The sequence below is a fragment of the Streptomyces sp. NPDC046197 genome, from assembly GCF_040646295.1.
In the GTDB taxonomy this organism is placed as follows: Bacteria; Actinomycetota; Actinomycetes; order Streptomycetales; family Streptomycetaceae; genus Streptomyces.
This window is the reverse complement of the sequence record NZ_JBEYZY010000020.1, coordinates 75,854-97,510: the sequence shown is the minus strand read 5'-3', so window position 1 is coordinate 97,510 and position 21,657 is coordinate 75,854. Positions and strand designations below refer to the sequence as shown.

At 72.0% G+C, this 21,657-nt stretch carries 20 protein-coding genes and 3 pseudogenes; 11 read left to right on the top strand and 12 right to left on the bottom strand.

What is annotated here, in order from left to right:
• The first annotated feature begins 60 nt into the window (after positions 1 to 60).
• The gene (locus AB0A61_RS26305; protein ID WP_361296935.1) at positions 61 to 456 is read left to right on the top strand and encodes a hypothetical protein; all 396 of its coding nucleotides are present in this window, start codon (positions 61 to 63) and stop codon (positions 454 to 456) included.
• Between the two features lie 251 nt (positions 457 to 707).
• Here the strand turns inward: AB0A61_RS26305 and AB0A61_RS26300 are convergent, their stop codons facing one another.
• The 4 genes from AB0A61_RS26300 to AB0A61_RS26285 form a co-directional block, all read right to left on the bottom strand.
• The gene (locus AB0A61_RS26300) at positions 708 to 1,922 is read right to left on the bottom strand and encodes an MFS transporter (protein ID WP_361296932.1); all 1,215 of its coding nucleotides are present in this window, start codon (positions 1,920 to 1,922) and stop codon (positions 708 to 710) included.
• 85 nt (positions 1,923 to 2,007) lie between these two features.
• Positions 2,008 to 3,066, bottom strand: coding sequence for an endonuclease/exonuclease/phosphatase family protein (locus AB0A61_RS26295; protein WP_361296929.1), 1,059 nt, complete (start codon positions 3,064 to 3,066; stop codon positions 2,008 to 2,010).
• 186 nt (positions 3,067 to 3,252) lie between these two features.
• Positions 3,253 to 3,873, bottom strand: a complete 621-nt coding sequence (locus AB0A61_RS26290) for a TetR/AcrR family transcriptional regulator (RefSeq protein ID WP_361296926.1) — start codon at positions 3,871 to 3,873, stop codon at positions 3,253 to 3,255.
• Between the two features lie 68 nt (positions 3,874 to 3,941).
• On the bottom strand, positions 3,942 to 5,540 hold the full coding sequence (locus AB0A61_RS26285) for an MFS transporter (protein ID WP_361296923.1): 1,599 nt from the start codon (positions 5,538 to 5,540) through the stop codon (positions 3,942 to 3,944).
• 188 nt (positions 5,541 to 5,728) lie between these two features.
• On the opposite strand from AB0A61_RS26285, the gene panB reads away from it, so the two are divergent.
• The 3 genes from panB (at position 5,729) to AB0A61_RS26270 (ending at position 8,665) form a co-directional block, all read left to right on the top strand.
• On the top strand, positions 5,729 to 6,604 hold the full coding sequence (panB, locus tag AB0A61_RS26280) for a 3-methyl-2-oxobutanoate hydroxymethyltransferase (protein WP_361296920.1): 876 nt from the start codon (positions 5,729 to 5,731) through the stop codon (positions 6,602 to 6,604).
• 214 nt (positions 6,605 to 6,818) lie between these two features.
• Positions 6,819 to 7,844, top strand: coding sequence for an ATP-binding cassette domain-containing protein (locus AB0A61_RS26275; RefSeq protein WP_361296917.1), 1,026 nt, complete (start codon positions 6,819 to 6,821; stop codon positions 7,842 to 7,844).
• Entirely contained in the window at positions 7,841 to 8,665 is an 825-nt protein-coding gene (locus AB0A61_RS26270; protein WP_361296914.1) for an ABC transporter permease, read from the top strand. Before AB0A61_RS26275 ends, AB0A61_RS26270 begins: the two co-directional genes overlap by 4 nt.
• Positions 8,666 to 8,693: 28 nt before the next feature.
• Here AB0A61_RS26270 and AB0A61_RS26265 read toward each other — a convergent pair whose 3' ends face one another.
• On the bottom strand, positions 8,694 to 12,050 hold the full coding sequence (locus AB0A61_RS26265; protein ID WP_361296910.1) for a BTAD domain-containing putative transcriptional regulator: 3,357 nt from the start codon (positions 12,048 to 12,050) through the stop codon (positions 8,694 to 8,696).
• A 253-nt stretch (positions 12,051 to 12,303) separates the two neighbouring features.
• Between AB0A61_RS26265 and AB0A61_RS26260 the strand changes: the two genes are divergently transcribed.
• Entirely contained in the window at positions 12,304 to 13,104 is an 801-nt protein-coding gene (locus AB0A61_RS26260; protein WP_361296907.1) for a site-2 protease family protein, read from the top strand.
• Here the strand turns inward: AB0A61_RS26260 and AB0A61_RS26255 are convergent.
• The 3 genes and pseudogenes from AB0A61_RS26255 to AB0A61_RS26245 form a co-directional block, all read right to left on the bottom strand.
• A complete protein-coding gene (locus AB0A61_RS26255) occupies positions 13,094 to 13,306 on the bottom strand; it encodes a hypothetical protein (RefSeq protein WP_361296904.1) in 213 nt (70 codons plus the stop codon). The two genes, AB0A61_RS26260 and AB0A61_RS26255, sit on opposite strands and share 11 nt — an antisense overlap.
• Before the next feature lie 65 nt (positions 13,307 to 13,371).
• Positions 13,372 to 14,076, bottom strand: coding sequence for an NADPH-dependent F420 reductase (gene npdG / locus AB0A61_RS26250; RefSeq protein ID WP_361296901.1), 705 nt, complete (start codon positions 14,074 to 14,076; stop codon positions 13,372 to 13,374).
• A gap of 37 nt (positions 14,077 to 14,113) precedes the next feature.
• A pseudogene (locus AB0A61_RS26245) lies at positions 14,114 to 14,248 on the bottom strand (sialidase family protein); the annotation flags it as partial.
• Positions 14,249 to 14,368: 120 nt separating this feature from the next.
• Here AB0A61_RS26245 and AB0A61_RS26240 point away from each other — a divergent pair.
• Both AB0A61_RS26240 and AB0A61_RS26235 read left to right on the top strand, forming a co-directional pair.
• On the top strand, positions 14,369 to 14,989 hold the full coding sequence (locus AB0A61_RS26240; protein WP_361296898.1) for a hypothetical protein: 621 nt from the start codon (positions 14,369 to 14,371) through the stop codon (positions 14,987 to 14,989).
• 53 nt (positions 14,990 to 15,042) lie between these two features.
• A complete protein-coding gene (locus AB0A61_RS26235) occupies positions 15,043 to 16,362 on the top strand; it encodes an MFS transporter (protein WP_361296895.1) in 1,320 nt (439 codons plus the stop codon).
• A 24-nt stretch (positions 16,363 to 16,386) separates the two neighbouring features.
• On the opposite strand, the gene AB0A61_RS26230 is transcribed toward AB0A61_RS26235, so the two are convergent.
• The gene (locus tag AB0A61_RS26230; protein ID WP_361296892.1) at positions 16,387 to 16,623 is read right to left on the bottom strand and encodes a hypothetical protein; all 237 of its coding nucleotides are present in this window, start codon (positions 16,621 to 16,623) and stop codon (positions 16,387 to 16,389) included.
• 58 nt (positions 16,624 to 16,681) lie between these two features.
• On the opposite strand from AB0A61_RS26230, the gene map reads away from it, so the two are divergent.
• Positions 16,682 to 17,539: a type I methionyl aminopeptidase gene (gene map, locus AB0A61_RS26225; protein ID WP_361296889.1), complete on the top strand. Its 858-nt coding sequence runs from the start codon at positions 16,682 to 16,684 to the stop codon at positions 17,537 to 17,539.
• Positions 17,540 to 17,598: 59 nt separating this feature from the next.
• Here map and AB0A61_RS26220 read toward each other — a convergent pair whose 3' ends face one another.
• Positions 17,599 to 18,243, bottom strand: coding sequence for a PhzF family phenazine biosynthesis protein (locus AB0A61_RS26220; protein WP_361296886.1), 645 nt, complete (start codon positions 18,241 to 18,243; stop codon positions 17,599 to 17,601).
• 152 nt (positions 18,244 to 18,395) lie between these two features.
• On the opposite strand from AB0A61_RS26220, the pseudogene AB0A61_RS26215 reads away from it, so the two are divergent.
• The 3 genes and pseudogenes from AB0A61_RS26215 to AB0A61_RS26205 form a co-directional block, all read left to right on the top strand.
• A pseudogene (locus AB0A61_RS26215) lies at positions 18,396 to 18,875 on the top strand (cupredoxin domain-containing protein); the annotation flags it as partial.
• Positions 18,875 to 19,057 (top strand): annotated as a pseudogene (locus tag AB0A61_RS26210) (iron transporter); the annotation flags it as partial. The pseudogenes AB0A61_RS26215 and AB0A61_RS26210, both read left to right, overlap by 1 nt.
• Positions 19,017 to 20,018, top strand: coding sequence for a hypothetical protein (locus AB0A61_RS26205; RefSeq protein ID WP_361296883.1), 1,002 nt, complete (start codon positions 19,017 to 19,019; stop codon positions 20,016 to 20,018). The pseudogene AB0A61_RS26210 and the gene AB0A61_RS26205, both read left to right, overlap by 41 nt.
• 56 nt (positions 20,019 to 20,074) lie before the next feature.
• Here AB0A61_RS26205 and AB0A61_RS26200 read toward each other — a convergent pair whose 3' ends face one another.
• Positions 20,075 to 20,812: a bifunctional DNA primase/polymerase gene (locus AB0A61_RS26200; protein WP_361296880.1), complete on the bottom strand. Its 738-nt coding sequence runs from the start codon at positions 20,810 to 20,812 to the stop codon at positions 20,075 to 20,077.
• A 203-nt stretch (positions 20,813 to 21,015) separates the two neighbouring features.
• On the bottom strand, positions 21,016 to 21,618 hold the full coding sequence (locus tag AB0A61_RS26195) for a TetR/AcrR family transcriptional regulator (RefSeq protein WP_361296877.1): 603 nt from the start codon (positions 21,616 to 21,618) through the stop codon (positions 21,016 to 21,018).
• Positions 21,619 to 21,657 lie beyond the last annotated feature (39 nt).

The following is a 21,657-nucleotide window of genomic DNA, read 5'->3' as shown; positions in this document are numbered from 1 at the left end:
GCAACAGGTCGCATAGGATCGCATCCGCCTGCCCGCCTGAACAGACTCCTGGAGCCACATGTGAGTTACGACGTATACGTCTGCCGGTTCGTCAACGGCGAACAGGAACCGCTAGACATGGATATCGTCCACGAGGTTCTTGACCTATACGTGACGGCACGGGACCCAGAACACGGATTCCTTCAAATCAAGTCGGAAAGCGGAGGAGAGGCGGATGTGTACCTCAGCTCTGAAAAAACCATCACGATCAACCATTTCGGAGGGGACGAGATCATGGACGTCATCTCCGAGTTGCTCCGGCGGCTGGATGCTACTCTCATCCTGCCAGGCGGCACGGTGATCCTGCATAGCGATGAAGGCAGCGAGCACCTGTCACAGAATCTGAAGGACGAGTGGTCCATCGTCATCGCGTCAACCGGCAAGGAGATCACGCGGGCGATCCAGGCGTCCAGCTAACTGGTAAGCAGCGCCTGTCAGGTCCCGTCGAGGGCGAGCTGTTCATGCTCTGGTTTCGGCGGGTCCTTCTCCATGCCGAGTTCGAGGCTGGTCCAGTTCCCCCGTTCGGTGGCCCGGCCATTGACCAACGCTTGAACGGGCTCGATCTGATCCCCGACGGCTTCGAAGGGGCCCGCCGACGTGCGTGACCCACCGGGTGGTGAATTCGATGCACGGTGGCACCCGGGAGGATCTGGGGGCCACCTCCCGGGTCAGTGGTGCAACGCCCCCGACTGCTCCGGCACATGTGTGGCGACCACCCGGCCCAGCCGGACGATCTCCCGCCGTCGGTCCACCGCGTACGCCAACCCAGCCACGGCCAGGCCGAGCGCAGCCAGCGCCGCGCCCGCGAGCGCCGGGGACGTCACGCCGAAACCGGACGCCAGGGCCAGGCCGCCGATCCAAGCGCCGCCCGCGTTCGCCAGGTTGAAGGCGGCCTGGTTGGCGGAGGAGGCCAGGGAGGGGGCCGCGGAGGCCTTCTCCATGACCATGAGCTGGAGCGGGGAGCCGGTGATGAACGCGGCCATGCCGAGGAGGGCGACCCCGAGGGCCGCGCTCCACTCCGCCTGCATGAGCACCGGGAACAGCAGCAGCACCACCGCCAGGGAGGCGAGGCCGCCGAACAGGGTGCCGCGCATCGAGTGGTCGGCCAGCCGCCCGCCGAGCAGGTTGCCGGCGGTCGCGCCCACGCCGAAGAGCGCCAGCAGCAGCGTCACGCTGGTCTCGGCGTACCCGGCGAAGTCCGTGAGCATGGGCGTCACGTAACTGTAGGCCGCGAACAGCGCGCCGAAACCGGCCACGGTCGTGCCCAGGGCCAGCCAGACGGGCAGCGAGCGCAGGGCGGCGAGTTCGCCGCGCAGCCCGGTCGCGGAGGCGTGCGTGTGGTCGTGCGGGACGAGCAGGGCCAGCGAGACGATCGCCGCAAGGCCGATCGTGCTGACGCTGAAGAAGGTCGCCCGCCAGCCGAGGTGCTGGCCCACGAGGGTGGCGACCGGGACGCCCGCGATGTTGGCCACGGTCAGGCCGAGGAACATCAGGGACACGGAGCGGGCCCTGCGCTCCGGCGCCACCATGCCGGTCGCCACCACGGCACCCACGCCGAAGAAGGCGCCGTGCGGCAGACCGCTCAGGAAACGCGCGGCCAGCAACGAGTCGTACCCGGGCGCGAGGGCGGAGAGCGCGTTGCCCGCGACGAACAGGGCCATGAGGCCGATGAGGACGTGGCGGCGGGACAGCCGCGCGGTCACCGCGGCCAGCAGCGGGGCGCCGATGACGACGCCCAGCGCGTACGCCGAGACCAGGTGACCGGCGGCGGGGATGGAGATGTGCAGGTCGTTCGCGACGTCGGGCAGCAGGCCCATCATGACGAACTCGGTCGTGCCAATGCCGAAGGCGCCAACGGCTAGGGCGAGCAGGGCCAGGGGCATGAGAGACCTCTCAGAGCGGAGTTCCGTACGGCATCCGTATGTTCAAGTACGGAACAAAGTCTCTCAGACCCAGTATTCCAACGGTTCAGGACCCCGTCGCCGATGTGCCGACCTTCACACGGGCGGCCACCGGCAGGTGGTCGCTGCCCGTGCGCGGCAGCGTCCAGGAGCTCTCCGGCTCGATCCCCCTGACCATGATCTGGTCGATCCGCGCCATCGGGAACGACGCCGGCCAGCTGAACCCGAAGCCGCTGCCCACCGCCCCCTGCGTGGAGCGCATCTGGGAGGTGACCTCGTTGAGCGAACGGTCGTTCATGGTGCCGTTGAGGTCACCCAGCAGGATCACCTTGGGCAGTTGCTCGCCCGCGATGGCCTTGCCCAGGGCGTCCGAGCTGGTGTCCCGCTGCCGGGCCGTGAACCCCGCGTTCACCTTCACCCGCACCGAGGGCATGTGGGCGACGTAGACCGCGACCGGCCCGGCGGGCGTCGCCACCGTGGCGCGCATGGCCCGCGTCCAGCCCAGCTTGATGTCGACGTCCCGGACGTCGGTGAGCGGGTACTTGCTCCACAGCCCGACCGTGCCCTGCACCGAGTGGTAGCGATACGTCGCCGCGAGGGCCTCCTCGTACGCCGGCACCGCCGACGCCTTCAGCTCCTCCAGGGCGAGGACGTCGGCGCCGGAGGCGGCCACGTCGCGGGCGGTGCCGGAGGGGTCGGGGTTGTCGGCGTTGACGTTGTGGGTGGCCACGGTCAGGTCGCCGCCGGTACCCGACTTGTCGGTGAGCAGCCCGCCGAAGAGGTTCACCCAGACGATGGCGGGCAGCAGTGCCGCGATGAGCGCCGTCGCCGACCGGCGCACCAGGGCCAGGACGAGCAGGACCGGCACCAGCAGGCCCAGCCAGGGCAGGAAGGTCTCCGTGAGGCTGCCCAGGTTGCCGACGCGGTTGGGGATGCGCGAGTGCAGCAGCATCACCAGGGCGACGACCACCGCGAGCACGGCCAGCACGATTCCGCGGCGCCAGATCCGCGGGCCGTCCCGCCAGCCGTCGAGGTAGCGGTCCATCAGGCGCCGAATCCGGAAGCCCCGCTGCCCGGTTCCCGAGCCGCCGTTTTCCGTCTCCGTCACATACGCCTGTTGCGCCATACCGTCGCCTCACCGCCTGCCGTGCACACCGTTCCCCCGTGCTCTTGACGACCCTAGGGGATGATCGGCTCGTTCCTGCCGTCCCATGACGGCCGTACGGGCACGAGGACGAGCAAGTCCGCACAGGGGGTTCCGGTTACGGCGCCCTCGCCGGCGTCTGTGACGAAACGCGCACATTCGCCCTGGCTAGGAACTGACGGGCCGTAGCCCGTCGAGCACCGCGTCGACGACCTGCTCCGACAGGCCTTCGGGCAGGTCGGCGTCGGGACGCATGACGGAGCGGACCAGCATGGGTCCGACGAAGATGTCGTTGAGCAGCTCGACGTCGATGTCCGTGCGCAGCTCGCCGTTGCGCTGCCCGCGGCGCAGGATCTCGAACCCCAGCCTGCGGCGGGGATCGACGACGGTGGCGTGGTAGGCGGACCAGATCTTCGGGCTGCTCTTCATCTGGGCGTAGACGTTGTGCAGGAGCGCCGAGGAGCGGCTGACCAGCCCGCGCCGGCGCAGCTGTTCCAGCAGCGCCACGAGGTCGTCGCGCATGGAGGTGCCGGGGAGTTCGGAGTCGGCGGGCTCGGCGGCGCGGATCACGTCGACGAAGAGCTCCTCCTTGCCGCTCCAGCGGCGGTAGATGGTGGCCTTGCCGACGCCTGCGGTGCGGGCGATGCGCTCGATGGAGAGTTCGGCGAGCGGCACGCCGTCCTCCAGCAGCTTCATCACGCCTTCGACGATGGCGCGCTCCACCGCCTCGCTCCGGGGGCGTCCCCTCGCGGGGGCCTCGGGAGCGGCGTGGCTGTCGGCAAGGCTCACTGCGGTCCGTCCTTTCGTCGTACTGGGGAGATTGTCCTACCCGGCCGTTCCACCCCCGTCGACGTCGGCTACTCCACCGCGGCCACCAACTCCGGCTCCTCCTTGCCCTTCTGAGGGCTCGCCGTCTTGCCCGGCAGGTACAGGGCCACCACGACCGCGCCGATCAGCGCGACGCCGGTTCCGCAGAGCGCGGTGACGTGCATGGCGTGCAGGAAGGCGTCGTTGGCCGGGGTGACCAGGGCCTTGCCCTGGGGGCCGAGCCGCGTGGCGACGCCCAGCGTGGCCTCGATGGACTCGCCCGCCTTGTCCCGCAGACCGGGCGGGAGCAGGCCGAGCTTGCCGTCGATGCCATTGCGGTACGCCGTCGACAGCACGGAGCCGAGGACGGCGATGCCGAGCGCGCCGCCGACCTGGCGGAAGGTGTTGCTGAGCGCGGAGGCCGAACCGGCCTTCTCGCGGGGCAGGGCCTGCATGATGACGACGCTGGTCGGCGTCATGATGTGCGCCATGCCGGTACCCATGAGGAAGAAGACGACCTCCAGCACCCAGATCGGGGTGTCCGCCTCGAATCCGGCGAACGCGGCCAGGGTCGCGGCGATGACGACCAGGCCGGCCGTGGTGGTGGCCTTGTTGCCGAAGCGGTCGACGAGGAGGCGGGCGCGCGGGGCGAAGATCATCTGAGCGGCGGCCAGCGGCAGCATCAGCAGGCCGGACTGCAGCGGTGAGTAGCCGCGCACGCTCTGGGTGTAGAAGACCGCGAAGAAGGTCACGCCCATCAGCGCGAAGAACACCAGCGCGATGGCGCTCATGGCGGCCGAGAAGACCTTGTTCTTGAAGTAGGTCACGTCCAGGGACGGGTGGTCGCTGCGCTTCTCGAACACCACGAAGGCGGCGAGGACCACCAGGCCCGCCGCGATGGTCGCCAGTACGGCGGGGTCGGTGAAGTCGGCGAGCTCGCCGCCCTTGATGATGCCGTAGACCAGCAGGACCAGGCCGACCACGGACAGGACGACGCCCACCGGGTCGACGCGGCCGGGGCTCGGGTCGCGGGAGTCGGGCACCAGCCACACCATCAGCGCGAGCGCGACGATCACGATCGGCACGTTGATGAGGAAGACCGAGCCCCACCAGAAGTGGTCCAGGAGCAGACCGCCGGTGATCGGCCCTATCGCGATGGCGAGGCCGACGCCGCCGGCCCAGATGCCGATGGCCTTGGGCTGCTCCTCGCGCTCGAAGACGTTCATGAGGACGGCGAGGGTGGCAGGCATGACGAAGGCGGCACCGAGGGCCATCAGGGCGCGGAAGGCGATCAGCTGGGCCGGTGAACCGGACTCGGCGGCCAGCGCGGAGCCGGCGCCGAAGACCACGAGGCCGCCGAGCAGCACTTTCTTGCGGCCCACCCGGTCGCCGAGGAGGCCGGCCGTGAACAGCAGACCGGCGAAGACGAGCGTGTAGGAGTTGATCGCCCACTCCAGCTCGCTCTGCGTGGCGCCCAGCCCGGTCGGGGCCGGGGTCGAGATGGTCTTGATCGCGACGTTCAGGATCGAGTTGTCGAGCACCACGATCAGCAGGCTCAGCATCAGGACGCCGAGTATCGCCCAGCGGCGACGGTGCACCGCTTCCGGAATCCGGGAGCCGGGGCCGGCTTGGACGGCAGGAGTAGTCATGTGGCGACCCTAGGCCACTTACGATACGAGACCGTCTCGTATCGGAAATCCTTTACCCAGATCTTACGCTCCACCCGGAGAAGTCGCGCATACGAGCGACCTCTGGCCCTGGCTGGCACGAGGTGCCACCATGGAGGGGATCCGGGGACGCCGTCAGGGCGCCTCGAGATGACGAAGGAGCCGTTGCAATGACGCAGCTTTCGGCTGCCCAGACTGTCCAGAACAGGCCTTCCGACGGCAGCAAGGCGCTGTACGGGGGGAAGGGCACGCGCCGCATCACCGTCCGCGACATCGCCCTCGCCAAGGAGCGCGGCGAGAAGTGGCCCATGCTCACCGCCTACGACGCGATGACCGCGTCCGTCTTCGACGAGGCCGGCATTCCGGTCATCCTGGTCGGCGACTCCGCGGGCAACTGCCACCTCGGCTACGAGACCACCGTGCCCGTCACCCTCGACGAGATGACCATGCTGTCCGCAGCGGTGGTGCGGGGCACCGACCGCGCCCTCATCGTCGGCGACCTGCCCTTCGGCTCCTACCAGGAGGGCCCCGTGCAGGCGCTGCGCTCGGCGACCCGGCTGGTGAAGGAGGCGGGTGTCGGCGCCGTGAAGCTGGAGGGCGGCGAGCGCTCGCACGAGCAGATCCGGCTGCTGGTGGAGTCCGGCATCCCGGTCATGGCGCACATCGGCCTGACCCCGCAGTCCGTCAACGCCATGGGCTACCGCGTCCAGGGGCGGGGCGAGGAGGCGGCCGCGCAGCTGCTGCGCGACGCCAAGGCGGTGCAGGACGCGGGCGCGTTCGCGGTCGTGCTGGAGCTGGTACCGGCGGAGCTGGCGGCCGAGGTCACGCGGGTGCTGCACATCCCGACGGTCGGGATCGGCGCCGGCCCGGAGACGGACGCGCAGGTCCTGGTGTGGACCGACATGCTCGGGCTGACCGCGGGCCGGGTGCCGAAGTTCGTGAAGAAGTACGCGAACCTGCGCGAGGTCATGGGCAATGCGGTGAAGGAGTTCGCCGAGGACGTCGTCGGCGGGACGTTCCCACTGGAGGAGCACTCCGTCCACTGACCCCCACAGAGCCACTGCGGCACCACTGAGGACAGCCCGCCGATCTTCCCCCGTCGGCGGGCTGTCCCCTTGGTGGGTACGGTGCTCGCCGGGCAGGTTGCCGGTGACCTGTGGGTGGCGCTACCGGTGACCTGCAGGCGGCTGTCGGTGACCTGTAGGTGGCTGTCGGTCGGCTGTAGGTGGTTTGTCGGTGGCGGCTGACACCTTCGTGGGCATGACGCGAATCGACAACAACCCCAGTGGCGCCGGTGGCGCCGTGACCGTGCGGGGGCTGGTCAAGCACTACGGCGAGACCAGGGCGCTGGACGGTGTCGACCTCGATGTGCGTGAGGGCACCGTGATGGGTGTGCTCGGGCCGAACGGAGCCGGCAAGACCACCCTCGTACGGATCCTGTCCACGCTCCTCTCCCCCGACGCCGGGCAGGCGACCGTCGCGGGTTACGACGTCGTACGGCAGCCCCGGCAACTGCGCCGGGTGATCGGGCTGACCGGCCAGTACGCGTCCGTCGACGAGAAGCTCCCCGGCTGGGAGAACCTCTACATGATCGGCCGGCTGCTCGACCTGCCCCGAAGGGAGGCCCGGGCCCGCGCGGACGAGCTGCTGGAGCGGTTCTCGCTGACCGAGGCGGCCCGGCGCCCGGCCTCCACCTACTCCGGCGGCATGCGGCGGCGGCTCGACCTGGCGGCCTCCATGATCGGGCGCCCCGCGGTGCTCTTCCTGGACGAACCGACCACCGGGCTCGACCCCCGGACCCGCAACGAGGTGTGGGACGAGGTCAAGGCCATGGTCGACGACGGTGTGACCGTACTGCTGACCACCCAGTACATGGAGGAGGCCGAGCAGCTCGCCTCCGAACTGACCGTCGTGGACCGCGGGAAGGTCATCGCGAACGGCCGTATCGAGGAGCTGAAGGCCAGGGTCGGCGGCCGCACCCTGCGCGTCCGGCCGGCCGACCCGCTCCAGCTGCGTCCGCTCGCCGGGATGCTCGACGAACTCGGCATCACCGGACTGGCCACCACCACCGTGGACACCGAGACCGGGGCCCTGCTGGTGCCGGTTCTGAGCGACGAGCAGCTGACCGCGGTGATCGGCGCGGTCGTCGCGCGCGGCATCACCCTCACCTCCGTCACCACCGAACTGCCCAGCCTGGACGAGGTGTTCCTGTCGCTCACCGGCCACCGCGCCAGTGCCGCGCAGGACGCCGCACCCACCGACTCCCGCGAGGAGGTCGCCGTATGAGCGCCGCCACCCTTCCCACCCCGGCCGACGTCCAGGACGACGCCCGCATCCCGCTGCGCGGTCATCTGCGGCACACCGGGGCCCTGCTGCGCCGCAACCTGCTGTGGATCCGCCAGGACCCGGAGTCGATGTTCGACGCGCTGCTGATGCCGATCGTCTTCACCCTGCTGTTCGTGTACGTCTTCGGCGGCTCGATCGGTAAGGCGCTGGGCGGCGGACAGGACCAGTACGTGCAGTACGTCGTGCCCGGCCTGATGGCCATGACGAGCCTGTCCATGGCCCAGGGCGTGGGCACCGGCTTCAACCAGGACTTCAACAGCGGTGTCATGGACCGGTTCCGGTCCCTGCCGATCGGCCGCGGTTCCGTGCTGTTCGCCAAGATCGCGGTGGAGCTGGCGCGGATGCTGATCGCGACGGCCGTGCTGCTGGTCGTCGGTGTCCTGGTGGGCTTCGACATCACCAACTGGCCGGGGCTCTTCGCCGCCGTGGGACTGTCCACCCTCTTCGCCTCGGCGATCATGTGGGTGTTCCTCACGCTCGGCGTGGTGATGAAGAACGCGCAGTCGGTGCAGGCGATGGGCTTCCTGACGCTGTTCCCGCTGCAGTTCGGCTCGTCGATCTTCGCGCCGACCGACTCGATGCCGGGCTGGCTGCGGCACTTCACCGACTACAACCCGATGTCCGGCCTCGCGGACGCGGCGCGCGGGCTGATGATCGGCGGACCGGTCGCGCACGGCCTGTGGGTGACGCTGGGCTGGTCGGTGCTGATCACGGCGGTGATGGCCCCGGTCGCGATCCACAAGTTCCGCACGAAGCACTGATGTCCGGCTCCGGCCCGGCCGGTGCGGCTCAGACCAGGGCGGTGGCCTCCGCGAGGGAGAGGCCACCGCCTTCGGCGTAGGCCGCCCGGTATGCCTCCTCGTCGAGCAGGCCCCGGACCCGGGCCAGGGCGCGGCCGCGCACCTCGCGCTCGACTCCGGAGGAGACGTGGCCGGGCGGCAGCAGGGCGTCGGCGGCGGCCAGACAGCGGGCTGCGTCCGCGGCGCGGCCGCCGCCGTCGAGGCCGGCCAGGGCCATGGCCGCCACGGTCAGGCAGACCGAGTTCAGGTGCGGCGTGACGGCCTGGGACAGCGGGTCGGCGGCATGCCGCAGCGCCTGCCGGATCCCGGCCAGTGCGTCCTCGCAGCAGCCGTCCAGGGCGTCCACCCAGGCCTCCTGGGTGAGGATCATGGCGTCGAAGACCACGAAGTGGGCGATCTTGAACTCCTTGCGCAGCAGCCGGAGTTGTTCGCGCGCTTCGGCGGTGCGGTCGGTCAGGGCGAGCCAGCAGGCGAGGAAGAGCCGGGCGGCGGGCATGGCCTCGTTGCCGGTGCCGTCCTTGTGGGCGATGACCTCGCGCAGCAGACGCTCGCCGCGCTCGGTCTCGCCCGCCTCGATGAGTCCGCCGCCGAGGCGGGCGCCGAGCACCGCCACCTGGGCGCGCGCGCCGAGGCGTTCGGCGTGCTCGATGGCCGCCTCGTAGTCGGCGGCGGCCGACAGGTACTCGCCCTTGCGCTCGCGGGACTCGCCACGGGCGGAGAGCGCCTCGGCGGTGCCCCAGTCGTCCCCGAGCCGACGGAAGATCTCCAGTGCCTCGTCGGCGTCCCGGGTGGCGTCGCCCGCCCAGGCGGTGCGGTTGGCCAGCAGGTTGGCGCGCAGCTGCAGGGCGCCGGCCAGCTCCCATTCGAAGCCGGGGGTGTTGCGGCAGGTGTGGACGCAGGCGTCGACGACCGTGCGCAGCCGGTCCATGCCGCCGGTCAGCATCACGGCGAAGAACCAGAGCATGCCCGGAGCCCGGCAGGTCTGCGGCAGGCCCGGTTCGTAGACCTGGGTGACGGCGCGCAGCTTGGCCTGTGCCCGCGGGGTCTGCCAGGCGTCCATCTCGGTGTCCATGCAGGCCAGATGCGCCAGATGGACTCCGCGCCGGGCCTCGGCGAGGAGTTCGCCGGTGAGCGGGGGCGGGCTGTCGGTACAGCGCTGCCACACCGGTTCGGCGCGGCGGACCGGCTCGGCGAACGGGTCGGGGCCCAGGGCCATGACCTCGCGGCACCAGTTGCGGGTCTCGACCCGCAGATCACGCATCTGCCAGTACCAGAGCAGGGAAAGGGCCAGGCAGAGCGCCTCCTGCTCGTCGCGCGCGGTGACGGCGTGCCGCAGGGCGGTGCGCAGGTTCTCGTACTCCCGCTCCAGCCTCTCGATCGCGGCGCGCTGCCCGGGACCGCGCAGCAGCGGGTCGGTGGCGCGGGCCAGTTCCCGGTAGTACGTCAGATGGGCGCGCTCGGCGTCGGCGCGCCGCCCCGCCTCGTCGAGCCGTTCGCGCGCGTACTCGGCGACGGTCTCCAGCAGCCGGTAGCGCATCGTGCCGTCGGTCGAAGGGGATGCCACGACCAGGGACTTGTCGACGAGGGAGCCGAGCGCGTCCAGGGCGGCCCGCCCGCACACGGCCTCGGCGGCGGCGAGATCGCAGCCGCCGGCGAAGACCGACAGCCGGCCCAGCACGTCCCGCTCCTGCTCGTCCAGCAGGTCCCAGGACCAGTCGACGACGGCGCGCAGGGTCTGCTGGCGGGGCAGCACGGTACGGCTGCCCGAGGTGAGCAGCCGGAACCGGTCGTCCAGCCGGTCCGCTATCTGACGTGGCGTCAGCACCCGGAGCCGGGCGGCCGCCAGCTCGATGGCCAGCGGCAGTCCGTCCAGCCGGCGGCAGATCTCGGCGCACGCCTCGGGGTCGTCCTCGGCCCGGAACCCGGGCCGGGCCGCGGCGCCCCGGTCGCCGAGCAGCCGCAGCGCGACCGGTTCGGGCAGCGGCTCCACCGGCCGCAGCAGCTCCCCCGGTACGCCGAGGGGTTCCCGGCTGGTGGCCAGCACCGTCAGCTCCGGGCAGCGCTCCAGCAACTGCTCGACGAGCCGGGCGGCGGCCTCCACCACGTGCTCGCAGTTGTCGAGGACGATCAGCATCCGGCGCCGCGCGCAGTGCTCCACCAGCCGCTCGACCGGGTCGCCGTGCCGGTCGGAGACGGCCCGCATGCCCTCGACCCCGGCGCCGTGCAGCACGGTCTCGCGGGCGCCGATCGCGGTGAGCACGGCCTCCGGTACGGCATCGGGGTCGTCGACGGGCGCCAGCTCGGCCAGCCACACGCCGTCCCGGGCGGCGTGCCGCACCCCCTCGGCGGCCTCCTGCGACAGCCGTGTCTTGCCGGCCCCGCCGGGCCCGAGCAACGTCACCAGCCGGGCCGCGGCGAGGTCGTCCCGGATGGCATCGATGTCGGTCTCCCGGCCGACGAAGGAGGTGAGGCGGGCACGGAGGTTGCCCGGGGGCGGGGTGGCCGCCCCGACGGCGGGTACGGGGGTGGGGGCCACGGCGGGGAAGGCGGCTTGCGGGCCGCCGAGGCCGGCGGTCACGGCGGGCCCGGGGCCGGTCGCCGCCGCCCCGGCGCCGTCGTCCGCGTCCAGCAGCTCGGCGTGCAGCGCCCGCAGTTCCGGTCCGGGGTCCGAGCCGAGCCGCTCGGCGAGCAGATGCCGCACGTCCTCGTACGCGGCCAGTGCCTTCGCCGTGCGGCCCGCCTCGCGCAGCGCGCGCAGGCGGAGCGCCTGGAGGGGTTCGTCCAACGGGTGGGTGTCGCACAGCGCGGTCAGTTCGGGCAGCATCTGCTCGGCGTGGCCGAGGGCCACTTCGGCGGTGAGGCGGGCGCGGCGCACGTCCAGATGACGGGTCTCCCAGCGGGCCGCCTCACCGGTGCGGTCGGGCAGGTCGGCGAGTACGGGGTCGCGCCACAGGGCCAGGGCGTCGTCGAGGACGACGGCCGCCTTGGCGGGGTCGCCGTCGGCCAGGGCGCGCAGGCCCTCGCCGGCCAGGCGCCCGAAGCGGTGCAGGTCGATGTCGTCGGACCCCGCGGTGAGCCGGTAGCCGCCCTCGGCGGAGGCGACCGCGTCCGCGCCGAGTGCCCGGCGCAACCGCCCGACCAGCGCCTGCAGCGCGCCCGTGGCGTCGGCGGGCGGCTCGCCGTCCCACACCTCGCCGACCAGGACGCTCACCGGCACGGCACGGCCGGGCCGCAGGGCGAGCACGGTCAGCAGGGCACGCAGTCGCGCCCCGCCGACCGGAACGACGGTGCCGTCGGGGCGGAGCGCCTGGGTGGTGCCGAGAATGCGGTAGCGCACGGGGTTCATTGTCTCCGGTGGCGTCGGGGCCGGTCACGGGGTTCCGTCGGTGCGGCGCCCGGGACGTCGGGGCCGGCGCGGACACCGTCGGTGCGGTGCGGGCGGCGGGTTCGGCCCCACCCCCTGGCTCCCGGCTTTGGGGTCCCGGACCGCTTCGGCCCCCAGCCTGCCGGGAACCGGTGGCCCGACGCGAGCGTTTTTCCCGTACGCCCGGTACGGTCGGGCTCGCCCGATCGGACGAGTACTTCAGGAGCCCTCTTCCATGACCACCGTCACCACCGGCCGCAGCGACCGGCGGATCAGTCCAGTCTTCGTCGGGATCCTGGCCGTCACCGCCGTCACGGGATGGGCCACCTGGACCGGGTTCGCCGAGCAGCCGGGCGTGGCGGTGTTCCTGTTCGTGACGGCGGCCTGGATCGTCTCCCTGTGCCTGCACGAGTACGCGCACGCGCGCACCGCGCTGCACGGCGGTGACATCACGGTCGGCGCGAAGGGCTACCTCACGCTGAACCCGCTGAAGTACACGCACGCGCTGCTGAGCATCGTGCTCCCGGTGCTCTTCGTGATCATGGGCGGGATCGGCCTGCCCGGCGGCGCGGTGTTCATCGAGCGCGGGCGGATCCGGGGCCGCTGGCGGCACAGCCTGGTCTCCGCGGCCGGCCCGCTGACGAACGTGCTGTTCGCGGCGGTGTGCACGGCCCCGTTCTGGCTGCACGCGCTGGACGGGGTACCCCGCGACTTCCGGTTCGCCCTGGCCTTCCTGGGGCTGTTGCAGGTCACGGCCGCGATCCTGAACTTCCTGCCGGTTCCGGGCCTGGACGGCTACGGCGTACTCGAACCCTGGCTGTCGTACGGCGTCAAGCGCCAGGTGGAGCCCTTCGCGCCGTTCGGCCTGCTGTTCGTCTTCGCGCTGCTCTGGGTGCCGTCCGTGAACAGCGCGTTCTTCGACGTCATCGACGCGATCATGCGCCACCTGGGGGTCGGCGGCCTGGACGAGTACTGCGGCCAGGAGCTCTACCGCTTCTGGCAGGGCACCAACGAGTTCTGCTCGGTCAGCCCGTGACCGAGCCGCCCCGGCCCGCGCGGCCGCGGCGCGCGTAGTACCAGGTCATGTTGGACGACAGGCCCGCCAGCAGGATCCAGACGACACCCAGCCAGCTGCCCTGGGCGAAGGAGACCACGGCGGCCGCCACCGAGAGCAGGCAGACGATCAGGGCGTACAGGGCGAGCCGGCGGGCCGGACCGGGCGGGGACGAGGGATGCATCGTGGTCGGCTCCTGTCGGGGGACACTGCTCGGAACTGCTCCGCCGACCAGTGTCCCCCATCGCCTCATACGTCCGTGACGCGGAGCCCCGCGTGCGCCTTGTACCGGCGGTTGACGGAGATCAGGTTGGCGACCAGGGACTCCACCTGGTGGGCGTTGCGCAGCCGGCCGGCGAAGATGCCGCGCATGCCGGGGATGCGGCCGGCCAGCGCCTGGACGGTCTCCACGTCGGCGCGCTCCTCGCCGAGGACCATGACGTCGGTGTCGATCTGCTCGATCTCCGGGTCCAGGAGCAGCACCGCGGACAGGTGGTGGAAGGCGGCCGTCACCCGCGAGTCCGGCAGCAGCGCGGCGGCCTGCTCGGCGGCGCTGCCCTCCTCGGGCTTCAGGGCGTAGGCGCCCTTCTTGTCGAAGCCGAGCGGGTTGACGCAGTCGACGACCAGCTTGCCCGCCAGTTCCTCGCGCAGCGACTCGATGGTCTTGCCGTGTCCCTCCCAGGGGACGGCGACGATCACCACGTCGCTGCGGCGGGCCGCCTCGGCGTTGTCGGCGCCCTCGACACCGTGCCCGACGTCCTCGGCCGCCGTCCGGGCCCGCTCGGCGGCCCGGGACCCGATGATCACCTTCTGACCGGCGCGGGCGAGCCGGTAGGCGAGGCCCTTGCCCTGCGGACCGGTTCCGCCGAGCACGCCGACGACGAGTCCGGAGACGTCGGGCAGGTCCCAGGGGTCCTTGGCGGAGGCCTTCTGTGCACTGTCGGTAGAGGTCATGGGCCGACTCTACGTCCGCGGCTCGCCCCGCAACCGGTCAGGTCAGGTCCGCCACCGGGATCCGCCGGAAGGTGATCGTCTCGTACGCGCCGAGGTCACCGGTCTCGTGGAGGAGCCCGACGGTGTCCGCGTCGACCCGGACCAGGCCGGAGTAGGCGGCGGGACGTCCGTCTCTGTCATGGGCTGCTCCTGGTGACGTCACCGGCGACTTCGTCCTGCCCCGTCCCCAGCACGGGCGAATTGCCGGTGAACTCCGCGTCGCGAGTGTCCGGTTGCGGCAGGATGCGCTCGTATGGACGCCGTACGGGTCGCATTGCTGCGCGAAGTGCTCGCCGGGACCGAGTGGTTGGGGGCCACCCGGCGGTTCGCGGCGGTGCTGCGCGGGTCCGTGGTGTCGCACGGGGGCGGACTGCTGCTCGTGGGCTCGCCCCGGTACGAACCGTGGCACCTGGCGGCCCATCTGGTGGACGAGGCCGCGTGGTCGGGCACACCGGAGCTGGCGCCCACGCTCGTGCGGCACGACGCCCGCCCCTCGGATCCGGCGCACCTGGCCGTCGGGCTCGGGCGGCTGGAGGCGGCCCGGCGGGGCGAGACGTTGCTCGTGGTCGTGCCGGACGCGTCGGGCGCGCCGCTGCTGGAGCGGGTCCACGACGCGCGCCGGGCCGGCGCCACGGTGCTGGCGCTCGGCTCCGGGGACGGGACCGGGGAGGGGAGCGGGGACCTCGCGGCGCTGGCGCACGAGTCGCTCACCGTGCCGGACGGTTCCGAGCTGGACCTCGACACCGTGCAGCACCTGATCAGCGCCGCGGCCGGCGAGAACGCGGTGCCGTCCCCGAGGGGGCGCCGCCGGTTCAGGGACCGGCTGTGGCGGCTGACGGACCATCTCACCGCTCCCCCGCCGCAGCGCTGGTAGCGGTACGGAAAAGCAGTTGCCCCAGGTAGCGGGGCCGCCGACCATGGCCCCTCGTGACCGACCAACTCCCCGCGCCCGGTGCCGCCCCGCCCTCGGGGCTGCGTGCGCTGCTCCCCGACCTCGCTCCCTGGCGGGCCTCCGCCGACTTCCGCAGGCTGTGGGTGGCGGGGCTGATCTCGAACTTCGGGAGCTTCCTGACGTTCGTCGCGCTGCCGGTGCAGCTGAAGGAGCTCACCGGGTCCGCGGCGGCGGTGGGGGCGGTCGGCGCGGTGGAACTGGTGCCGCTGATCGTCTGCGGCCTGTACGGCGGGGCCCTCGCCGACGCCTTCGACAAGCGCCGGCTGATCGTGTGGACCGAGGTCGGTCAGGGGCTGCTCGGCGCGGCGCTGGTGGCCGACGCGCTGCTGCCGCACCCGGCCGTGTGGCCGCTGTACGTGGTCGCCGCGCTCTCCTCCGCCCTCACCGCCGTCCAGCGGCCCGCCCTGGACTCGCTGTGGCCGCGCATCGTGGCGCACGAACACATTCCGGCCGCGACCTCGCTCAACTCGCTGCGCTGGACGGTCGGTGGGGTGGCGGGCCCGGCCGTGGCAGGCGTCGTCGTGGCGTACGCGGGGCTCGCCCCGGCGTACGCGGCGGACCTGGCGACGTTCGCCGTCTCCGTCGCCCTGGTCGTCCGCATCGCCGCCCAGCCGGCCTCGCAGCAGGCGGCGAAGCCGTCCTTCGGGTCGATCGCCGAGGGCGCCCGGTACGCCTGGGGCCGCAAGGATCTCCTGGGCACCTACGCCGTCGATCTGGCCGCGATGTTCCTCGCGATGCCGCTGACCGTCCTGCCGTTCCTCGCGGACGAACTGAACGCCCGCTGGTCGCTCGGGCTGATGTACGCGGCGCTGCCGCTGGGGGCACTGCTGGTGAGTCTGACCAGCGGCTGGACCTCCCGGGTGCACCGGCACGGGCGGGTGGTGGTGCTGGCGGCGGTGCTGTGGGGACTGGCGGTGGCCGCCGCGGGCGTGGTGGGGAACGTATGGCTGGTCCTGCTGTTCCTGACCCTCGCCGGCTGCTGCGACATGGTCAGTGGTGTCTTCCGCGGGGCGATGTGGAATCAGACGATTCCCGACGGACTGCGGGGCCGGCTCGCCGGGATCGAGCTGCTGTCCTACTCGGTCGGGCCGCAGCTCGGCCAGGTCCGCTCGGGCGGCGTCGCGGCATGGGCCGGGGTGCGCGCCTCCGTGTGGTCGGGCGGGCTGCTGTGCGCGGGGGCGGTGGGCCTGCTGGCCGTCGGCCTGCCGAAGCTGATGACGTACGACGCGCGGACCGACGAGCACGCGGTGCGGCTGCGCGAACGGCGCGCAGCCGCGGCCCCGACACCGGCCTGACCAGTCACCCGGACGGCGCGCCGGTCAGTCGTCCTCCTCGGTGCTCCCACCGGTCGGCGCGTCGTGCCAGCGGGGGTCGTTCTCCCACTCGAGGTTGCGCTCGCGGGCGATCTCCATCGCGTGCTGGGCCTCCTGACGGGAGGCGTACGGGCCGAACCGGTCCTTGCCGGGACACTCCGGCCCCTCCTCGACCTTCTTGTGCTCCAGGCAGTAGTACCACTCGCCCGGCTTTCCGGCGGTCCGCTTCTTGAACAGGGCCATGACCAGCTCCTCTCGCCACCGACATGTTCCCCCATCGGCGCTCGATAGACTCGCCGACATGTCTGGCCAGTCGCTGCTCGTTCCGGGGGAGCTGTCCCCCACCCGTTCCGTGCCCGGAAACATCCGCCGCCCCGAGTACGTCGGCAGGCCCGCGCCGAAGCCGTACTCCGGGCCGGAGGTGCAGACGCCGGAGACCGTCGAGGCGATGCGGATCGCCGGGCGGATCGCCGCGCAGGCGATGGAGGAGGCGGCCAGGCACATCGCGCCGGGTGTGACGACGGACGAGCTGGACCGGGTGGCGCACGAGTTCATGTGCGACCACGGTGCCTATCCCTCGACGCTCGGCTACCGCGGTTTCCCGAAGTCCCTGTGCACCTCCGTCAACGAGGTGATCTGCCACGGCATCCCGGACTCGACGGTGCTGCGGGACGGCGACATCGTGAACCTCGACGTGACGGCGTACATCGGCGGGGTGCACGGCGACAACAACGCGACCTACCTCGTCGGGGAGGTGGACGAGGAGAGCCGGCTGCTCGTCGAGCGCACCCGGGAGGCGCTGGGCCGGGCGATCAGGGCGGTCCGGCCGGGCCGCCAGATCAACGTCATCGGCCGGGTCATCGAGTCCTACGCCAAGCGCTTCGGTTACGGCGTGGTCCGGGACTTCACCGGCCACGGCATCAACTCCTCGTTCCACTCCGGGCTGATCGTGCCGCACTACGACAGCCCGCACGCGACGACGGTGATGCAGCCCGGGATGACGTTCACCATCGAGCCGATGCTGACCCTCGGCACCTACGAGTACGACGTGTGGGACGACGGCTGGACGGTCGTCACCAAGGACCGCAGGCGCACCGCCCAGTTCGAGCACACGCTGGTGGTGACCGACACGGGGGCGGAGATCCTCACGCTGCCGTAGCGGCGCGCCGACTCGGGCGGCCGGTGCCGCCGGTCGGGCGCGGGCCGCGGACGGGAGGCTCAGCGTTCGAGGACGACCCGGCCGCCGATCTCCACCCAGCCGCCGGGCTGCGGTGCGGTGAGGATCTGGGAGCCCGCGCCCTGGGTGATGTTGAGGGCGCGGCACAGCCGGTCGGTGAGGAGCAGCGCGGCCGCGCCGGTGGCCTCGTCCTCCTCGATGCCGTCGCCGCGGCCGGGGAAGGCGCGGGCCCGGACACGGCCGGCGGACTCGTCCTCCCAGGCCCAGGCGTAGATCCACTCGCCCGGTTCGGGCACGGGCAGGGCGTCCACCTCTGCGGCCGACGCGTACTGCCGCAGCGTGCGCGGCGGTGCCCACTCCGGGCGCGCCTCGATCCAGCTGAACTCCCCGTCCATGCGGGCGCCCACGACCCCGGCGGGGGTGACCAGTTCGGGCACGTCGAGCAGCCAGGCCGTGCCGACGCAGGGGTACCCGGCGAAGGGCAGCCGCAGGGTGGGCGTGTAGATGTCGATCACGCCGCGCTCGGGGTCGTCGACGAAGACGGTCTCGCTGAAGCCGAGTTTGGCCGCGAACGCCTGCCGGTCGTCGCGCTCCGGCATCACCGAGCCGTCGCGAACGACGCCGAGTTCGTTGCCGTATCCGCCGGCCGGCCCGCAGAACACGCGCAGCACGTCGTAATGAGTCACCCGGGCATTGAAGCATCACGCGGGCCTCCAGGGGGCCCGGGCGGGGGCGCCGCCGGGGAGCGCGACAGCCGGATCCCCGCGTCCGTGGATCAAGTGAGAGCTGGATCACCGGCCGCACGAGCCTCACCAAACCATTCTCCTCCGGAGCCTGCATGCGAGCCGTCCGACCTACCGTCGTCATCGCCGCCACCACCGCGGCCGCTCTGACCGCCATGACGGCCTGGACCGCGAAGAGCGACGCCGGGGACGGCGAGGCGATACGCGTGACGGCCGCCGACTCCACGTGCGAGACCTCGGCCACCTCCGTCCCGGCGGGCCAGGTGACGCTGAGGATCGAGAACAAGGGTTCCAAGGCGACCGAGGTCGAGATCCTCTTCCCGGACGACCGGATCGTCTCCGAGAAGGAGAACATCGGCCCGGGTACGAAGTACACGCTGACCGCCGAGGTCAAGGCCGGTGCGTACGAAATCGCCTGCCGCCCGGGCAGGAAGGGCCACGGCGTGCGGCAGAAGCTCACGGTGACCGGCGGCTCGGCCGCCCGGCGCGACCCCGGGCCGGACAAGGCGGTCGCCGGCTACCGCGCCTACGCGCAGGACCAGGCCGACGAGACGCTGCCACGCGTCGAGACCTTCTGCTCAAGGGCGTGTTGAACTTCCAGCCCGACCCGACCGTACTCCAGGTCACGGTGTGGCTGCTGTACCTGGTCCCGGCACTCGGGTTGTTCCTCTCCCCGGTAGGGTTCGCCTCCGGGAAGGGGAAGGTGAAGGTAGCTGATGAGCAGGGTTCGCGGCCCTCGAAGGCTTCGCAGGCTTGAGCGCAGGGCACTGATCGCGGCCTCGGTGACCGCTTTGTCGTGGACGGCGAGCGGCTGCGTGGTGGTGCACGGCGAGCGCGAGGTGCTCCCGGCGACCACCCGGGCCGAGGCCGCGAAGGCGCTGACGCAGTTCACGGCCGCGTACAACAAGGCCGACAAGGCGTACGACAGTTCCCTGGACGCGGACCGCGTCACCGGCGCGCTCGGCGCCATCGACGCGGCGCGGCTGAAGGCGGGCCACGTCAACAACCCGCGCGGCAATCCGGCGCACACCCCCCTGACGCTGACGGACGCGAAGTTCACCATCCCCAAGAAGGCCGGCTGGCCGCGCTGGTTCGTCGCCGACGCCAAGGGCAACAAGGGCGGTGACGCGCGCTGGCTGCTGGTGTTCACCCGTGGCAGCCTCACCGAACCCTGGCAGGTGGCGTACCTGACGCTCGTGGCCCCGGGCGACATACCGCGGCTCGCGAAGGACAAGGACGGCTGGGCGCAGGCGCTCCCCGCCGGCTCGGCCGAACTCGCCGTCGCCCCCCAGAACTTGAGCCGGGACTACGCGACGTACCTGAAGAGCGGCGGGAAGTCCTTCGCGGCGGGTGCGCACACCACCGGCTGGCGCGAGCTGCGCGCAAAGGACGCCAGCAGGCCGGGCCTGGCCACGCAGTACATCGACGAGCCGCTGACGAACGGCGACTACGCGCCGCTGGCGCTGCGCACCGCGGACGGCGGCGCGCTGGTGTTCTTCACCACGCACCACTACGAGAAGCAGACGGCCGCGCCGGGCGCCTCGGTCCCCACCCCGAACAAGGACGTGCAGGCCCTGACCAGCGGTGAGATCAAGCAGTCCCTGACGATGGAGTTCGTCTCCAACGAGGTGGTCCTCGACCCCGCGAAGGGCTCCGCCAAGCGGCAGGTGACGATGCTGGGCCGCATCCAGGGACTCACCGCGGCGCAGGGCGAGTAGCGCGCTCCGCGCGGCTCGGCGGAGGAGCGCAACTGCGGTAGCGCGCAGTGCGCGGCTCAGTGGCGCAACGGCCAGGACGCGCCCACCTGGTGGGGCCCCTCACCGACGTGCCGGGCGCACGCGTCGGTCAGGGCCTCCAGCAGGCTCAGCGGGTCGGGAAGCGGGTGCTCCGGGCCGCGCACCCAGCGCACCGTCCGGCCGTCGTCGCCGGGCAGCCGGGCCGGCGGTACGAGGACGTAGGAACCCCGGCAGTGCCAGCGCAGCCCGGGGTGCTCGTCCATGGTCTCGGGGTGGCAGTCCAGCTCGCACGGCCACCACTCGTCCTCGTCCTCGGGGGTACCGCGGGTGAGGGTGAAGAAGAGCATGCGGCCGTCGTCGCTCTCGGCGACCGGTCCGGCCTCGACGCCGGAGTCCAGCAGCCGCTGCAGGGCCTCGCGACCGGCCTGCAGGGGCACGTCGAGCACGTCGTGCACCATGCCCGTCGCGGTGATGAAGTTCGCCTGCGGCTGGTGCCTGGCCCAGCGCTCGATCTGCGCGCGGTCGGTCGTGGACTGCGTCTGCCAGGCGAAGGAGACGGGGTGCCGGGCGGGCGTGGGACAGCCGACGCGCTCACACGAACACCGATAGCCGGGGGCCGGGTGCGCGGCCGGCGCCAGGGGCAGTCCCGCGGCGGCGGCGGCGAGCAGCAGGGCCTCACGACCGCCGCCGTCGGCGGTCTCCTTCGGGCGGCGTCCGCGCAGCCACTGGGAGATTCTGCCCTGCCGGCCGCTACGGCCGCCGAACTCCGCGCTCATCTGTCCCCTCGCCTCGCTGGTCTGGACAGCATGCCCTATCGTCCCACCATCCTGCGCCCCGGGGGGCCGGACCCCCACATCCGGGGTGGCCGGGGACAGGCCGGACGAGACGTACCGCACAGCCGGATTGGGGGCGATCAGCCTCTTTCGGCGGGCGGATTCGCCGGCTCCGGACTCCGCGCTCAGCGCTCAGCGCTCAGCGCTCAGCGCTCAGCGATGCCGTGCAGCGCGTAGTCGACGAGGGTGTCGGTGTACTCGTGGGTGATCGGCGCGGTGCGCTGCAGCCAGCGCTGGGCGAGCGGGGAGACGAAGAGTTCCAGGGCGATGCGCGGATCGACGTCCGGTCGTACCGCACCGGCCTCCTGTGCGGAGCGCAGCCTGCGCACATACAACTGGAGCCGCGGCTCCAGCAGCTTGGTCACGAACTCACGGCCGAGCTGCTCGTCGACCACGCCCTCGGCGGCCAGCGCCCGGGACGGGGCCTCGAACCGGGGGTCGAGCAGTTCGTCGACGGTGGCCCGCAGTACGGCCCTGAGGTCGGCGGCGAGGTCGCCGGTGTCGGGGATCTCGCAGGGCTTCTGGCCCGCCTGCTCCCCCAGGTCGAGGAACGCCTCGAGGAGCACGTCCGCCTTCGACGACCACCACCGGTAGATCGTCTGCTTGCCGACCCCGGCCCGCGCGGCGATCGCCTCGATCGTGCTCCTGCGGTACCCGACCTCCCCGACGAGCGCGAGGGCGGCCTCGTGGATCGCGCGGCGGGACTTCTCACTCCGGCGGGTGACGTCGGGGGCGGGCTTCTTGACCATGGGGCCGACGGTAGCAGGGCGGTGAGACGAGGCGTCTCG

Bases quoted from the DNA above. Each gene is read 5' to 3' on its own strand.
- AB0A61_RS26300 (WP_361296932.1), bottom strand. From the start codon at position 1,922: ATGCCCCTGGCCCTGCTCGCCCTAGCCGTTGGCGCCTTCGGCATTGGC.
- AB0A61_RS26295 (WP_361296929.1), bottom strand. From the start codon at position 3,066: ATGGCGCAACAGGCGTATGTGACGGAGACGGAAAACGGCGGCTCGGGA.
- AB0A61_RS26285 (WP_361296923.1), bottom strand. From the start codon at position 5,540: ATGACTACTCCTGCCGTCCAAGCCGGCCCCGGCTCCCGGATTCCGGAA.
- panB (WP_361296920.1), top strand. From the start codon at position 5,729: ATGACGCAGCTTTCGGCTGCCCAGACTGTCCAGAACAGGCCTTCCGAC.
- AB0A61_RS26275 (WP_361296917.1), top strand. From the start codon at position 6,819: ATGACGCGAATCGACAACAACCCCAGTGGCGCCGGTGGCGCCGTGACC.
- AB0A61_RS26270 (WP_361296914.1), top strand. From the start codon at position 7,841: ATGAGCGCCGCCACCCTTCCCACCCCGGCCGACGTCCAGGACGACGCC.
- AB0A61_RS26265 (WP_361296910.1), bottom strand. From the start codon at position 12,050: ATGAACCCCGTGCGCTACCGCATTCTCGGCACCACCCAGGCGCTCCGC.
- AB0A61_RS26260 (WP_361296907.1), top strand. From the start codon at position 12,304: ATGACCACCGTCACCACCGGCCGCAGCGACCGGCGGATCAGTCCAGTC.
- AB0A61_RS26255 (WP_361296904.1), bottom strand. From the start codon at position 13,306: ATGCATCCCTCGTCCCCGCCCGGTCCGGCCCGCCGGCTCGCCCTGTAC.
- npdG (WP_361296901.1), bottom strand. From the start codon at position 14,076: ATGACCTCTACCGACAGTGCACAGAAGGCCTCCGCCAAGGACCCCTGG.
- AB0A61_RS26240 (WP_361296898.1), top strand. From the start codon at position 14,369: ATGGACGCCGTACGGGTCGCATTGCTGCGCGAAGTGCTCGCCGGGACC.
- AB0A61_RS26230 (WP_361296892.1), bottom strand. From the start codon at position 16,623: ATGGCCCTGTTCAAGAAGCGGACCGCCGGAAAGCCGGGCGAGTGGTAC.
- map (WP_361296889.1), top strand. From the start codon at position 16,682: ATGTCTGGCCAGTCGCTGCTCGTTCCGGGGGAGCTGTCCCCCACCCGT.
- AB0A61_RS26205 (WP_361296883.1), top strand. From the start codon at position 19,017: ATGAGCAGGGTTCGCGGCCCTCGAAGGCTTCGCAGGCTTGAGCGCAGG.
- AB0A61_RS26200 (WP_361296880.1), bottom strand. From the start codon at position 20,812: ATGAGCGCGGAGTTCGGCGGCCGTAGCGGCCGGCAGGGCAGAATCTCC.
- AB0A61_RS26195 (WP_361296877.1), bottom strand. From the start codon at position 21,618: ATGGTCAAGAAGCCCGCCCCCGACGTCACCCGCCGGAGTGAGAAGTCC.